Genomic DNA, 15,073 nt, shown 5'->3' on the forward strand with positions numbered 1-15,073 from the left:
CATGGGAAAGAATGTCACGATCGATGCGAAGGGGATGCACTACACGCCCCTGAACCGGATGATACGGCAGGCGGTCGCCGAGGGCTCTGAGGAGATCGTCCTCGAGAACGTCCTCGGGCAGCGGTTCATCGCGAACGGCCTGCGGGGCGAGGCGACGATCACCGTTCACGGTGTTCCGGGCGGCGACCTCTGCATGTTCATGAGCGGGCCGACCTGCGTCGTCCACGGGAACGCGGACCATGCACCCGGCAACACGATGAACGACGGCAAAGTCGTCATTCACGGCAGCGCCGGAGACGCGGTGGCGCACAGCATGCGCGGCGGCACGGTCTTCGTCAGGGATAATATCGGCTACCGGGGCGGCATCCACATGAAGCAGTACGATGAAAAGCGGCCGATCCTTGTCGTCGGGAAGAACGCACAGTCGTTCCTCGGCGAGTACATGGCGGGCGGCCTCCTCATCGTGCTCGGAATGGACGGCAGCACCTACACCGGCCGTGGCGTCGGGAGCGGGATTCACGGCGGCGAGATCATCATCCGCGGCGATGTCGATGAAAGCCTCCTCGGCGTCGGGGCGACGAAACTGCCCCTGACGGACGACGACCGCATGAGGATTGCCCCGGTGATCCGCGAGTTTGCGGAGGCGTTCGGCCTCGATCCGGAGCCGCTGATCAATGCGGAGTATACCAGGATCATACCGGCGAGCTCCAGGCCGTTTGCAGGCAAATACACGTGGGAGTAGATCAGATGGAGAAGAAGACATTCAAAGACCTCGAGAGAGAGGTCTGGCTTGAGGGTACCTGCGCCGGGTGCGGGGCCTGCGTCGCGGTCTGCCCGGCGGACGCACTCTATTTTGCACCGGGCGACACCCTCACCCCGAGAAACACCGGGTACTGCAAGGCGGGTACCGACGGCATTCTCTGCGGCGCCTGCTACGCCGTCTGCCCCCGCACCGCCCTCGCCCGCCCGGAGACGCTCCTTGGGGAGTTCGAAGAGATTACTGCAGCACAATCAACCTTTGCCGTGGAGCGGAAGCAGAGCGGCGGCGCGGTGACCGCCATCCTGATGAGCGCTCTCGAGGAGGGGCTGATCGACGCGGTGGTCACGGTGACGGAAGACCGCTGGACGCTCAAACCCTCATCGGCCATCATCACGTCGTCCGAGGCGCTCGTCCACCATGCCGGCAGCCGCTACGCCTGGTGGGTACCGCTCCTCGCATCGCTGAAAGAGGCGGTCGTCACCCGGAAGTGCCGAAGGATCGCCGTTGTCGGCGTCCCCTGCGCCGTGCAGGCGGCGAAGGCGCTGCGCGAGAGCGACAACGATCTCCTGCGCCCGTTCGGGAAGGCCATACGCCTCGTCGTCGGCCTCTTCTGCACCGAGACCTTCGATTACGCGCGGCTGATGGAGGGGAAGCTTCAGCAGGAGCACCGGATCGAGCCCTGGCAGGTCCGCCGCCTCGACGTCAAAGGAAAACTCGACGTTCACCTGCAGGACGACACCGTCGTCTCGATCCCCCTGGCAGAGCTCGAGGAGTGCGTCCGGCCGGGCTGCCGGGTCTGCACCGATCTCATCGCCGCCGACGCCGACATCTCGGCCGGAGCAATCGGTTCGCCCGACGGCTACACGACCCTGATCATCAGAAACGAGACCGGCCGCGGGTTCGTCGATCACGCGGTCCGGCGGGGACGGCTGGCGACAAAAGACGAGATCAACACGCAGCTCATCGAGCGGCTCGCCGGGCAGAAAGCGGCTCGAACTCCGTAATCATTCTCCATATCCTTTTTGCCACTCCAGACACCCGGTCGGCGCCGTCCGTACGAAAATAACAACCTTTTTAAAAAGTGGAAGGAAACGTACTTCTACCTGTAGACCAGGTGATTACCATGAACCGTGTATCAAAATTACAGCTGACACTCATCGTCTGTCTGCTCGCACTGCTGGCTGTTCCGGCAGTCGCGGCAGACCCTTCCGGTGCGGCAACCCTCGCAGAGGACACCTCCGCACCGGTCAACTTTACGTGGACACTGATCTGCGGGTTCCTCGTGATGTTCATGCAGGCCGGCTTTGCCATGGTCGAGAGCGGCCTGACGCGGGCAAAGAATGCGGTCAACATCATGATGAAAAACCTGGCCGACTTCTCGCTCGGTGCGCTCAGCTACTGGGCCGTCGGGTTCGCCCTGATGTTCGGCACTGCATCCGGGATCACGGGAATGATCGTCGGTCTCGACGGGTTCTTCCTGCTCGGTGACTGTTACGACGTCTCGACGATAGAACTCTGGTTCTTCCAGATGGTCTTCGCGGCGACGGCAGCGACCATCGTCTCGGGAGCCATGGCGGAGCGGACGAAGTTCTCCACCTACCTGATCGCCAGCGTGGCCATCACCGCCCTCATCTACCCGATCTACGGGCACTGGCTCTGGGGCGGCGGATGGCTGAACGCCAGTGACTTCATGGTCGGCCTCGGCGGCGGCTACGGCGCGCTCGACTTCGCCGGTTCCGGCGTCGTCCACGCCATCGGCGGCTTCGTCGGCCTCGCGGGCGCCCTGATGCTCGGCCCCCGGATCGGGAAGTACCGGAAAGACGGGACGCCCATAGCTATCCCCGGACACGCCCTGACCCTTGCAATCCTCGGTGTCTTCATCCTCTGGTTCGGCTGGTTCGGCTTCAACCCGGGGAGCACCCTCGCCGCAACGGAGCTTCGCATCTCCATCATCGCCGCGAATACCGTCCTCGCCTCTGCCGCGGGTGGAATTACCGCAATGCTCATTACCTGGTGGAGATATGGCAAACCTGATGTAAGTATGACCGGCAACGGCGTGCTCGGCGGCCTCGTGGCCATCACGGCGCCGTGCGCCTGGGTGAACCCGACCGCTGCCGTCGTCATCGGCATCGTTGCCGGCGTCGTCATCTACCTTGGCGTCTGGCTCCTCGACTGGGTGCTCCACATCGACGACCCGGTGGGCGCGGTCTCGGTCCACGGGCTCAACGGTGCCTGGGGCCTCCTGGCGCTCGGGCTCTTCGCGGACGGGACCTACGGCGTCTACGTGACCGACGGGCCGCTCGTGACCGGGCTGCTCTACGGCAATGCCGGGTTCTTCGCCGCGCAGGCCATCAGCATGGTCGTGAACTTCGCCTGGGCGTTCGGCCTCGGCCTGATCGTGTTCGCCGTGCTCAAGTACACGGTCGGCATCAGGGTATCGGCCTCCGAGGAGATCCAGGGCCTGGACATCGGCGAACACGGCGTCAGCGCCTATCCAAACTTCATAGCAACCGAACCTGCTGTGGACGGTGAAAAAGCATGAAAAAGATAGAAGCGATCATCAGGACAATGAAGTTCGAGGACGTCAAGCATGCCCTCGAGAGCGCGGGATTCGACTCCATGACCGTCACCGAGGTGAAGGGTCGCGGGCGGCAGAAAGGCATCGTCCAGCAGTGGCGGGGCGCCGAGTACGTCGTCGATATGATCCCGAAGACAAAGATCGAGATCGTCGTGGCGGACGGCGACGCGGAGAAGGTCATCGACATCGTAACAACCACCGCGACAACCGGCCAGATCGGCGACGGCAAGATCTTCGTCTCCACCATCGACGATGTCGTCCGGGTACGGACGAAAGAGCGGGGTGATACGGCGATCTAGGGTTCGGTCAAAACAGCGTCGCACCGACATTGCAAACCTTTGGGTGCCGGAACGGCACCAAACCCTCTCTCCCTCCTTCCTCCCCAGGATAGGGGGATGCCGGCAGGCATTCCCTCTCTTTCTTACTGATCTTCCCGGCATTCCATCTGATATCGCCGGATTCGGACGAGCGGTGAGGCATTCAGGAAGAACTCACCGAAGAAGAGGGAAAACTCCTCTTCCCAGCACTCCCGGCCCTCCCGAACCTCCCAGCCCGCCTTCATGGACTTGCGGACATGCCTGCCGAGCGCCACGTCGAGGAGGAGGCGGGAGCGGAGCATCTCGACAGCCCGGGTGAACCGCCGGGTAATCTCGACGTAGTAGCGCCCGTCTTCGATGAAGGGGCCCGAGAGGGTGTCGGCGGCATCGGCGTACTTCGCGGCGAACTTCCGGGCGTTCCCCGCCGACCAGACCGGAGGACCGAGATGGCGCCGTACCGCGGGGAGCGTGTCCGCCAGCAGTTCGAAGAGCAGCATGCACCGTTCATCACGCATGCAGACGTCAATCCGGTTGATCACGAAGTCACTCCGTTCGAGGAGCTCACGGACCGACTCGGCGGACTTGCGGAGCTGCGGAACGACGGTGTCGGCGGTATACGGGGGCGTCGGAAACGTAATGCTGATCAGTTTCGTGTTCCGCTGACCGAGAACCCGGACGAAATCCTCACGGGTCACCAGGGGATCGGGCGGCGGGATAAAAAACACCTCAACGGGATCGTCCAGGTACCCCCGTGCCAGCTCCACGAACTCGCTCATCCGGGTGAGCGAGAGGGCGGCAGCGACGTTCCGCTCCGGGTCGACGGGATCGACGACCACGAGGGGTTCGTCGAACGTCCGGGTGCCGTGCCCCTCGATATCGATAACGGTGCCGGGCTTCCAGTCCGCAGCGGCCTCGAGGAGCGGAAGAAATCCGCCATAGCGGATCACCAGAAGTTCGCAGAGATACCCGGAGAAGCCTTCGGTCATATGGTCGGAGCCGTAGACCCCGCCCGCCTTGGCAAACTGCTTGAGGAGGAGTACCTCGTCGCCGAGGCTGCCGATATGCTGCTGGATATACCGGGTGTGGAACGGCGTCCGGTCGACGGCGCTCTGGATCTCCGTGGCACGCTCGACGGCATAGCAGGGGACCAGATCGACGTCCAGCCCGTCGATCGTCGCGTTGATGTAGGGGTGCTCCGCGTACTTCTCCCGGCACGAGCCTCCGAACTGTGCCGCCACGCTCCGCGCAAGGGCGAGACCCCGCTCCTCCAGGTCCTGGCGCGGCAGCGCGGGATCAAAGAGCATGAAGATATCCAGGTCGCGGTCGCCGCGGATGAACGTGTCGCGGGCGACCGACCCCACCATCATCGCCCGGGCGAGGCCGCTTTGCTCGACCGCTGCGATCAGTCCCGCCCCGATCCTGTGGAGATACGCCCGTTCCTCCGGCTTCGGCCGGATCCGCTCGAGCACCCCCTCTTCACAGGAGCACCGGCCGGTCACAGCGCGACCTCCGCCAGATCCTCGTAGATTGAACCACGGGGAGTGAGGCTGCTCTTTTTGAGGGTGATCTTCTCGACGGTGAACGTGCCGACCGGGTCGCGGGGCGTACATTCCACCTGCCGGAGGAGCGACGAATCGAACTCTTTCACCCGGGTCAGGGTCACGTGCGGGCGGAACGGACGTTTCTCGCGCGGAAAGCCAAGCGGCTCCAGCGCCGCGTCCACCCGGGCGGCGAGCTCGGCAGACTTCCCGGCATCCATGATATCGCACCAGACCACCCGGGGCCGTTTCGGCGGGTTGCAGACAGCGCAGCCGAGTGTCACCTCGAAAGGATCGGCGGCGATCGTCCGGAGCGCCTGTACGATCGGCTCGATCTGGGCCGGATCGACCTCGCCCAGAAACTTCAGGGTGATGTGGAGGTTGGTCGGCGCGACGATGGCGAGCCGCCCCTTCGAGCGCGCGAGGATCTCCTGCGATTCACGGAGGCGATCCTGCATCCCGGCGGGCAGATCGACCGCGACGAATGTCCTGACCATAGTACGCGTACTATCTCTGCATCCACCTACAAATGGTGATCGCTCGTGATCATACCTGCTCAGTACCGACAGCCACAGCAGGATATTCCGCAAGAAGAATGCAGGCGAGCGCCACTGCCACATGCCATTTCATTCAAAAATGGGAACCATTTTTACGGCAAGCGACGAATGATCATCGATCGATTCGGGGGTGTCATTATACCAGATACATCGCAGTTTATTGTCTATACGCTTGAATTTTGTCCAAATTGCGAAATTTTAAAGGAATTTCTCACCACAAAGGGTGCCGGCTACACCGAACAGGATATGATGTCCGCCGAAGCACTGACCGAGCTTCGGATCAATGGCGTATTCGCTCAGGAAGCCCCGGTGCTACAGAAGGACACCTCGTTTTACACATCGCAGGATCTCTTTCCGGGAGGCGTTTTTCAGGAGAAGTTGGTTGCCGACCTGATCGCGGAGGCGTAAAGATCGTGCCGCGCAAATCGAAGCAGACGACGCTTGCCGGAGACTTTATCCCCGTCTTCCCGAAGGTTCGGACCTCCCGGGGATATCTCCTCGACTGGAACCGCAAAAGGATCATCCAGCAGGTCATCGAGGAGACGAAACTCGTCGAGGTCTTCTATGACGACGAGGGCGCCACGGACGATATCGCCGAGGAGGTGGCGCGGCGGGTCGAGAAGAAGATCCAGATGCTGGGGCTGCAGTCCCTCTCGGGCCCCCTTATCCGCGAGATTGTCAATATGACCCTGCTCGAGCGGGGAATGACCCAGTACCGCAACGTCTGCACGCGCGTCGGAACACCGGTCTTCGACGCGCACCTCATCGACGTCGGCAGGGGATTTGAGGCGAAGGACAACGCCAACCTCCAGGAGAACGCGGAGACTTCGCACAAAAAAAAGGCGGACAAGATCAGCAAGGAGCAGTACCTCCTGCAGCTGCCGCCGCACCTCGCAGACCACCACCTCTGCGGCAACCTCCACATCCACGACCTGGAATACTTCGGGACGAGGCCGTTCTGCATCGACGGGAGCACGGCCATACCAGTGCGGTCGGACGGCCGTATCCGGAGCGTCAGGCCTGACGAACTGCCGTTTGCAGAAGACGACGTGCTGCGTCCGGACGACCTCGCCGCTCTCACGCCGCAGGGCTGGCGGCGCGTCGTCAAGGTAACCCGGCGCCGGGTGGACGACGGGGAAATGCTCCGTATCAGGACATCGCGGGGTCGATCGCTCCTCGTCACCGGCGAACACCGGATCCCTGTCCGGTTGGAGAGCGGAATGGCGATCAAGCGGGCGGACGAGGTCCGGAGCGGTGATGCGCTCTATCCGATCACCGCAGCGGATCCGGTCCGCGGCGAGCCGGTCCGCGAACTCGATCTCGTCAGGGAGCTCCCCGCATCGGTGCCGGCGGACCTCCTCGAGAATACCTACGTCCACGGCGCCGCCGCATACTTTGCTGCGGTGGTGGAGAGCGGGCGGGCTGACTCGTTCACCGCGATCTCGCGCACTCTCGGGATCGAACATCGGAAACAGTGGTACACCCGCGGCATCATGCCGGTCGCGGTCTTCAGGGCATTCTGCGAGGAGTACGGCATCACCGGGTACTCCGATCTCACCATCGTCACGGCAGGAAGCGGGCACGAGCTCCCTGCAATCTTCCCGCTCACCCCCGAGTTCGCCCGCCTTCTCGGCCTCTTCGTGGCCGAAGGGAACTACAACGTATCCCATGCCGCGGGGCAGTACAACCTCGCGATCACCGAGAACCGGCAGGCGGCGGCCGTCCAGGTCGCGGCACAAAATACCCTTGCGACCTACGCGACGCTTACCGGCGGCAACCCGGACACGACAACCATCTACGGCGTCCCGGTCGAGCGGAGCCGCGCGATGCAGGTCTACTTCGGCGGAAAGACACCCTACCTCCTCTTCCACTACGTCTTCGGGATACCCGAAGGGAGCGCAGGAAAACGCCTTCCCTGGATCGTCTACCACCTCGACGATGTCCTGCTGCACGAGTTCCTCTCCGGCCTCTTTACCGGCGACGGTTCCGCGTACTACCGCCCGGAGAAGTCCGACTGCATCGTGAACTACACGACGGCATCGGAGACGCTCCGCCAGGAGCTCGCGCTCCTCCTGACGGCCCTCGGCATGCAGCCGCAGATCGTCGAGCTCTACCGGGGCGACTCCAGTCGGCGGACGCTCTACCGCATCCAGCTCTATGACCGGAAGAACATCGAGACCTTCGCACGCTACGCCTCGTTCCTCGACGGCCGCCAGGACCATATCGACACATTCCTCTCGCAGGTTCGGGGAATACGCCGCATCGGGAGAGACGAGCGGGTTACCGCGATCGAGCCCGCGGAACCGTCAGGAGCATACGTCTACGACCTCTTCATCGAGGGGGACGGGAGCGAGGAGAGCCACACCTTCTTCGCCTCGGACGGCCTCCTTCTCCACAACTGCCAGGACTGGGATCTCCGCTACTTCTTCTACTACGGCCTGATGCCCGACGGCAACGGGACGAAGGCATCGGTCGCCGGGCCTGCAAAGCGCGCAGAGGTGGCGGTCCTGCACGCGGTCAAGGCGCTCGGGTCGGCGCAGACGAACTTCGCCGGCGGGCAGGGCTACTACAACTTCCTCACCTTCATGGCGCCCTACTTCGAGGGAATGGCCTACGAGGAGATCAAGCAGCTCATGCAGATGTTCGTCTACGAGATGACGCAGATGATGGTCGCCCGGGGCGGCCAGGTCGTCTTCTCGTCGGTGCAGCTCTCACCCGGCGTGCCTACCCTCTGGAAGGACAAGCCCTGTGTCTCTCGCGGCCTTGTCTGGGACGGCACAGAGGGCGCACCCTTGCGGACCTACGGGGAGCTCGAGCGGGAGGTGCGGCTCCTCTTCAAGGCGCTGATGGAGGTGATGCTGGAGGGCGACTACTGGGGCAAACCCTTCAGTTTCCCGAAGCCCGAGATCAGCATCGAGCCCGACTTCATGACCGAGGACGAGGAGTTCAACCGCGACAACCCCGACATCCCCACCTACCAGGATCTCTACCTGATGACCTTCGAGCTCGCCTCCAAGTTCGGCACCCCCTACTACGACAACCAGATCCCCCCCTACCGCGGTGCAGGGGAGGGGATCTCGTGCTACCAGTGCCTTGCCGGCGACGAGCTCGTCCCGGTCACAGGGCCGGACGGGAGGATGCGCATCACCCGGATCGAAGACCTCTTTGCCGAGGCGGCCCGAAACGGCAGGCGGATCGATCCTCTCGGGACGGAGTTCGCCTACTACGATGCACAGACCCCGAGTGCCGACCCGGTCGGCATGAAAGCTTCTCTTCGCCCATTCCGCGGGGTGATGCGGCGAAAATATGCAGGGGAGATGCTCCGGATCACTCTCGACTCGGGGCGACGGATCACCGTCACCCCGGATCACCCGGTCTTCGCCCTGGAGAAGGGGACGTTCACAAAACGGACGGCGCGCGAACTCCGCACCGGCGACTACCTGCCGGTGCTCAGGAACACCGACTTCTGCGACGAACCCCTGCGGGAGATCGACGTCGCCGTGCTTCTCCGCGATGCCGGGCATGCGGACGAGATCGTCGTCCGGGACGGCGATGTGAACATCCGGAACGCAAAACGCCGCGGCCTGCCGGAAAGCCTCCCAGTAACCCGGGAGCTCGTCAGGTTCCTCGGCTACTACCTCGCCGAGGGGTGTAGCGACGCGAGCGGGCGGCGGTATACGATCAGGCTCTCGTTCGGGAAAGACGAGACAGACCTTATCCGGGATGCGGCGGCATGTATCAGGACGGCGTTCGGATACGATGCGCTCGTCCAGGAAGAGAAGACCGCCGTCAACGTCACCATCAACAGCAAACTCCTCTATCTTCTGCTCGACGCCCTCGGGTGTGGCAGGTTCGCCGCCGGGAAGCGTGTGCCGCACCTGCTCTTCAATGTCGACCGCAACCTCGTGGGCGCGTACCTCGATGCCGCGTTCCGCGGCGACGGGAACATCGATATTCAGACGACGGAGCAGGGCTCCTCCATCCACCGCGCCCGCGGCATCCGGATGAAGGTTGTCTCGCGTGAGGCCGTCCAGACGCTGGTCTGGCTCGCCCAGCGTATCGGCGTCCGGATGAACTACGTCGAGGAGACACGGCCTGTCACGCACCCGCAGACGGGCAGGCCGTATCCCCTCACGGCCTACACCTGCAGACTGACCGCCCAGGATCAGATCCGGCAGTTTGCGGAGAAGACCGGATACGGCGGGGCGGCGGTCACGGGTACGGGAAGGCGGACAGGAGGGATCTTCACCCGCATGCCGATCGAAGCAAGCGGCCTTGCCTATACCGATCTCACCTACGCAAGCCAATACGCGGCATCGGGATTCGGGCAGGTGCAGGTATCGCTCATCCGCCCCGAGGCGCAGACAGGACAGGTACAGCGGCTCATCGACGGCGACCTCCACCCGGTTCGCGTCCGGTCGATCGAGGCAGTACCTTGTGAAGGATACGTCTACGACCTCGTCGATGTTGCGGGAACGCACACCTTCTGCAACGCCCTCGGAGTCCTGACCGGCAACTGCTGCGCATACCAGTTCTCCTCCGTTGCCGAGAAAGACGACCAGTTCGAGGACAAACTCTACTTCCGGGACGGGAAGCACTTCTCCATGGGCTCCTGGCAGGTGATGTCGATCAACTGCCCGCGGGCGGCATATCTGGCGGAAGGCGATCAGGAGCAGCTCTTTGCCGAACTCAAAACGCTCATGGACATCGCCGTCGAGCTCTTCCGGATCAAACGGCGCTGGATGTCGCTGATCCGAACCAACGGCCGGATGCCCTTTGCCATGCAGCGCCCGAAGGACCCGAACACCGGGGAGCGCGGCGCGATCGCCGTCGACCTCGAGGGGCTCGTCTACACCATCGGCGTCGTCGGCGTCAACGAGATGGTGCAGCATTTCACCGGCTCCCAGCTCCACGAGTCAAAAGACGCCTTCCGGCTTGCCGTGCGGACGATGACCGAACTCGAGATGTACGCACGCGAACTCTCGGAGCGCCACGGCATGACGATCGCCCTCGCGCGGACACCCGCCGAGACGACCGGCCAGCGGTTCGCCGTCGCGGATCTGCTCGACGAACGGTTCCGTGACCACGCCATCAAGGTCGTCAAGGGCGACGCAGAGCAGGCGCTCACGATGCTCGGCACGACGCTCGACCTGCCGATCTATTACACGAACGGGACGCACGTCACCCCCGCAGCCCCGGTCCCGCTCACCAAACGGATGGAGATCGAGCACGTCTTCTTCCCGATCGTCGACGGCGGAAATATCTTCCATGTCTGGCTCGGTGAAGCACGCCCCGATCCGCGAGGTCTGATGGAGATGGCGATGAACCTCTGCCGCAGGACGCAGATCGGCTACTTCGCCTTCACCCGCGACCTGACCGTCTCCTTAAAGGAGTTCCAGGAATACCGGCGCGAGGCTGCAGGGGCGGAGACCGGCATCGAAATCGCATCCCCCGACTACCGGTCGAGTGCGTAAATCCGGCCAAACCCTCTTTTCCGATAGGTTCTTCTGATGGGCGGGAAGAGAAGAGATATACGTATGATCGGCATAGATGCGCCCCTTCTCGCCATCGATATCGGCAGGGGAACGCAGGACATTCTGGTGTACGATCCTGACCGGCCGCTTGAGAACAGCATCAAGCTCGTGCTGCCGTCCCCGACCGAGGTTGTGGCGGCGGCAATCAGGCAGGCAACGCTCCGCGAGCAGCCGGTGTTTCTGGAAGGCCACCTGATGGGCGGCGGGGCGAACGTGAAGGCGGTGCGGCAGCATCTGGCCGCCGGGCTTGCGGTCTCTGCGACCAGAGAAGCCGCAGCGACCATTCACGACGATCTCGATCGTGTCCGCGCCCTCGGCATCCGGATCGCCGACAATGCACCCACCGATGCGGTTCCAATTCACACGACCGATTACATGGAGCGGGAACTGCGGGCGACGCTTGAGATGTTTGCGGTCGAGTACCCGGCGAAGGTCGCGGTGGCGGTGCAGGATCACGGGTATTCACCGCACCGCAGCAACCGGATCCGGCGGTTCGAACTCCTGCGCGAGCGGCTCGATGCAGGCGACTGGCACCTCGACTCCCTCATCACTGAACCACCGCTGCCCGATATGACCCGGATGCGGGCAATCCTGAAACAGGCGCCCGGCGCGCTCGTGACCGACACCGGCCCGGTCGCTCTCATCGGAGCACTCTGCGACCCGTGGGTGCGCTCCCGGGCGGACGACGGGATCATCCTGGTCAACGTCGGCAACGGCCATACCCTCTGCTGCACCCTGAAAGGCGAGGAGATCTACGGGTTCTTCGAGCACCACACCGCGTCGCTCGACCCGCACAAACTCCAGCACTATATCTGGCGGCTTGCAGACGGACTCCTGACAAGCGAGGAGATATTCGATGACGGTGGACACGGCGCAGCGGTGAGAAAGCCGCTCTTCACCGAGATCATCGCCGCCACCGGCCCGAACCGGCAACGCTTCCTTCCGGATGCTTACCAGGCAGCGCCCTTCGGCGACATGATGCTGACCGGGAGCTTCGGGCTCCTGAAGGCGTGGGAACGGATCCGGCAGGGATGAACCGGCAGGTTCACCCGAGCACCGCGTGAACCGTTCCCTGGAGCCATCCCACCATGTTTACAAACGCAGCGATAATACCGTCGAGAGGCGATGCGCCGGTCGCCTGCAGTGGTTGTGCAGGCGACTGCAATGCATACAGACGCTGCAGATCCTCTTTTGACAGGCTCTGGAGTTGGAGAAGGTTCGAGGCGGACGCAGCGAGTATCTCGTCCTCGCTCACACCGCGCTGCCATGCATCATTCAGCGTCTCCGACGCCTGCATGGCCGAAGAGCTCATCCCCACCAGGGTGTAGCAGTCGGGAAGGTCGGGATACGGCCCGTCACGCGCCATCGCGGGGCGGACGGTGATGACCGGGTCGGAGACGACCGATGCGAACGCCTCGTCCCGGCCATCGGTGAAGACGTAGGCGCGGAACGAAAACATCCCGGGATACGCGGTCATATTGGTTATCTTCCCCTTTTCCGTGGCAGTCAGATTTTCCAGGGCGATTCTCCCTACGAGCGTGGTGACATCGAAACTCCAGGCACTCCTCTCACCGGCCATCAAAGTCGCCGGGGCCGCAGCCCGCGTGATCCGGTAGACCCCCGTCTCACCCGGAGGAGGCGCGAGGACGACAAAGATGGGGTCATCCCCTGCGAACGATCGGTTATAGGCTTCCAGGGTCACCAAAACCCTGAATGTCTCTTCTTCAAGCGCTACCCGGGGTTCGCCCGATGACAGCATACTCTCGTTCAACAGCCAGGAGAGATAGGCAACCTTGGTGCCGTTCTCCATGATCCCGATCGAAGCGGGCGTATGGGTCACGTAGACGCCCATGCCGCGGATGCGGAGATCTTCATCGGGCGGGGCGGCGGATTCCTCCATCGGCAGGAGCGTTGCTGCAGGGGCCGTAGCGCCGGGAACCGGGGTATGCGAACTTTCCCCTCCCCATACCAGCACGGCAGGCGTTGTGGGAACGGCCGCAACGAAGCGGGAGGCCCCGGACGAAGATGCAACCGGGGTGGCACGGGTCGTCAGCGGGCGATCGATCTCATTCGCCGGATCGGGTGTTATCACCGGAGATGCTCCGGTATCGTCATTCTCTGTAGGCACCTGCGTCGGTGCGGTGGTCGTTGCGGTCACGGCCGGTGTTTCTGTCCCGGCCGGCGCCGTGGTCACCGGCTTTGTGGTCGGTGCTGTTGTCGTCGGGTTTGTCGTCGGGGAGGTGGTCGGAACCGTTGTAGTCGGGGAGGTGGTCGGAACCGTCGTAGTCGGGGAGGTGGTCGGAACCGTTGTGGTCGGGGAGGTGGTCGGAACCGTCGTGGTCGGGGAGGTGGTCGGAACCGTCGTGGTCGGGGAGGTGGTCGGAACCGTTGTGGTCGGGGAGGTGGTCGGAACCGTCGTAGTCGGGGAGGTGGTCGGAACCGTTGTGGTCGGCGCCGGAGAAGGAGTTGGTGTTGCGGTCGGCGTTGCCGGAGTTTCCGGCACCTTCTGGGAAGGAGGGGCGTCACCACCCGGCACGCGTTGTCTCCGCTCATCATCCCTGTCATCGCCCTCCGCAGTATCCTCACTTGCCCAGTAGGTTGCCCGGATGACCATACAGGAGGGGAGCAGAGGGCGGATCTTGTCAGCCGCTGCGGGCAGGGACGAGAGCAGACCCGGAGCATCCGGGCAGCCAGACCCACGATCAGGGAGAGAAGACCAGGGGAGCACCCCAACGCCGGAGATCACGACCAGTACCAATACCATTGCCAATACCCGCATCATGGTGCACCCACACCTCCTAAAAGCGGGCTCAGACAGTAGAACGTGAGGATTGCTCTCAGAAAATCGAGACTGGAACAGAAGCAAAGCCCGCCTTCACGGGAAGGGATAATACATACACGGATATAAATACCTTTCTAAGTATAAGCAAATTAATATAAAATTCGTTGAATATTTATCTGCATGAGGTGCATCGGAAGCACCAACGAATGCAGGACGCCGATCATGCAGGAACGATCAAAGAAAAAAGAAGATGCGATCAGGAATCTTCGTCCTGCACCAGCTGGACGTCTGCAATATTGTGCTGCCGCTGGGCGAGAACCTTCGCCTTGAAGATGTTCTTCCCGGCCTTCCCGATTGCGAGCCCCCGATCCTCGTCGCGAACACTGACGTGGGCGATGGACTGGTCATCCTCCTCACCTTCTTCAAATTCGATATCAGTCACCTGAGCGGGCAGGAAACAGTTCTTCAGGAACTGGGTCGGGTCGTTCGCGTACTCGACGACTTCAATCCGCTTTCCAAGCGCATCGGAGGCTTTCTTGATGCTTGAACCGCTTTTACCGATTGCAAGACCCATATCTCCGGGATTGATCACAAAGATGATGCGTTCGTTGCGCCCGTCCACAACACAGTCGCGGCTCCCGGCTCCGGTGAGGCTCTCGAACTGCGAGATGAGACGCATACACTCTTCCGTCAGTACAACCTGGGCCATGTTACACTCTCTTGACATTCAGGATGTCGGACTCACCCGGCTCGATGACCGTGAGAGCGCTGACAACAAAGGGCATACCACACGCTTTTCCGAGCTGAACGCTCGATCCGCTGTAGACATAGACGGAAGTCTCTTCGTGTTCGTTGATAAATTTTTTAAAGGCTTCAGGACAGTTCTCGGCCACGACAACGAGCTTGGCCTTGCCTTCCTGAACGCATTCCCGGGTCTTGTTCTGACCGAGGAATACAGTGCCCGTTTTTACGGCTTTCCTTAATGAAGTGTTAAAATCCATTTACGA

The 15,073-nt window shown here is 62.6% G+C and carries 13 protein-coding genes; 8 read left to right on the forward strand and 5 right to left on the reverse strand.

Annotated features, from left to right (window positions below; genetic code table 11):
* The first annotated feature begins 1 nt into the window (after position 1).
* From FGU65_RS07240 to FGU65_RS07255, 4 genes are all read left to right on the forward strand, one after another.
* Entirely contained in the window at positions 2 to 742 is a 741-nt protein-coding gene (locus tag FGU65_RS07240; protein ID WP_301663772.1) for a GltB/FmdC/FwdC-like GXGXG domain-containing protein, read from the forward strand.
* A gap of 5 nt (positions 743 to 747) precedes the next feature.
* Complete coding sequence (locus FGU65_RS07245) at positions 748 to 1,764, forward strand: Coenzyme F420 hydrogenase/dehydrogenase, beta subunit C-terminal domain (RefSeq protein WP_301663773.1); 1,017 nt, start codon at positions 748 to 750, stop codon at positions 1,762 to 1,764.
* A 119-nt stretch (positions 1,765 to 1,883) separates the two neighbouring features.
* Positions 1,884 to 3,302: an ammonium transporter gene (locus FGU65_RS07250; protein ID WP_301663774.1), complete on the forward strand. Its 1,419-nt coding sequence runs from the start codon at positions 1,884 to 1,886 to the stop codon at positions 3,300 to 3,302.
* Complete coding sequence (locus FGU65_RS07255) at positions 3,299 to 3,637, forward strand: P-II family nitrogen regulator (protein ID WP_301663775.1); 339 nt, start codon at positions 3,299 to 3,301, stop codon at positions 3,635 to 3,637. The genes FGU65_RS07250 and FGU65_RS07255 overlap by 4 nt, the downstream gene beginning before the upstream one ends.
* Positions 3,638 to 3,759: 122 nt before the next feature.
* Here the strand turns inward: FGU65_RS07255 and cca are convergent, their stop codons facing one another.
* Together cca and thpR are read right to left on the reverse strand one after the other, a co-directional pair.
* Positions 3,760 to 5,154 carry a CCA tRNA nucleotidyltransferase gene (gene cca, locus FGU65_RS07260; RefSeq protein WP_301663776.1) on the reverse strand — a complete coding sequence of 465 codons (1,395 nt, stop codon included), beginning with the start codon at positions 5,152 to 5,154 and terminating at the stop codon, positions 3,760 to 3,762.
* Entirely contained in the window at positions 5,151 to 5,690 is a 540-nt protein-coding gene (gene thpR / locus FGU65_RS07265; RefSeq protein WP_301663777.1) for an RNA 2',3'-cyclic phosphodiesterase, read from the reverse strand. The genes cca and thpR overlap by 4 nt, the downstream gene beginning before the upstream one ends.
* 45 nt (positions 5,691 to 5,735) lie before the next feature.
* On the opposite strand from thpR, the gene FGU65_RS07270 reads away from it, so the two are divergent.
* The 3 genes from FGU65_RS07270 (at position 5,736) to FGU65_RS07280 (ending at position 12,319) form a co-directional block, all read left to right on the forward strand.
* Entirely contained in the window at positions 5,736 to 6,158 is a 423-nt protein-coding gene (locus FGU65_RS07270; protein ID WP_367652362.1) for a glutaredoxin family protein, read from the forward strand.
* A 5-nt stretch (positions 6,159 to 6,163) separates the two neighbouring features.
* Positions 6,164 to 11,224, forward strand: coding sequence for an anaerobic ribonucleoside-triphosphate reductase (nrdD, locus tag FGU65_RS07275; protein ID WP_301663778.1), 5,061 nt, complete (start codon positions 6,164 to 6,166; stop codon positions 11,222 to 11,224).
* A gap of 63 nt (positions 11,225 to 11,287) precedes the next feature.
* Positions 11,288 to 12,319 carry a DUF1786 domain-containing protein gene (locus FGU65_RS07280; RefSeq protein ID WP_301663779.1) on the forward strand — a complete coding sequence of 344 codons (1,032 nt, stop codon included), beginning with the start codon at positions 11,288 to 11,290 and terminating at the stop codon, positions 12,317 to 12,319.
* 10 nt (positions 12,320 to 12,329) lie between these two features.
* Here FGU65_RS07280 and FGU65_RS07285 read toward each other — a convergent pair whose 3' ends face one another.
* Positions 12,330 to 13,184: a hypothetical protein gene (locus FGU65_RS07285; RefSeq protein WP_301663780.1), complete on the reverse strand. Its 855-nt coding sequence runs from the start codon at positions 13,182 to 13,184 to the stop codon at positions 12,330 to 12,332.
* Positions 13,185 to 13,269: 85 nt separating this feature from the next.
* Here FGU65_RS07285 and FGU65_RS07290 point away from each other — a divergent pair, with 85 nt between their 5' ends.
* On the forward strand, positions 13,270 to 13,881 hold the full coding sequence (locus FGU65_RS07290) for a hypothetical protein (protein WP_301663781.1): 612 nt from the start codon (positions 13,270 to 13,272) through the stop codon (positions 13,879 to 13,881).
* 441 nt (positions 13,882 to 14,322) lie between these two features.
* On the opposite strand, the gene FGU65_RS07295 is transcribed toward FGU65_RS07290, so the two are convergent.
* Together FGU65_RS07295 and FGU65_RS07300 are read right to left on the reverse strand one after the other, a co-directional pair.
* The gene (locus FGU65_RS07295; protein ID WP_301663782.1) at positions 14,323 to 14,775 is read right to left on the reverse strand and encodes a NusA-like transcription termination signal-binding factor; all 453 of its coding nucleotides are present in this window, start codon (positions 14,773 to 14,775) and stop codon (positions 14,323 to 14,325) included.
* A 1-nt stretch (position 14,776) separates the two neighbouring features.
* Positions 14,777 to 15,067 (reverse strand): 50S ribosomal protein L30e, encoded by a 291-nt coding sequence (locus tag FGU65_RS07300; RefSeq protein WP_301663783.1) that lies wholly within the window; start codon positions 15,065 to 15,067, stop codon positions 14,777 to 14,779.
* Between the last annotated feature and the right edge of the window lie 6 nt (positions 15,068 to 15,073).

Source organism: Methanoculleus frigidifontis (assembly GCF_030464345.1).
Taxonomy (GTDB): Archaea; Halobacteriota; Methanomicrobia; order Methanomicrobiales; family Methanoculleaceae; genus Methanoculleus_A; species Methanoculleus_A frigidifontis.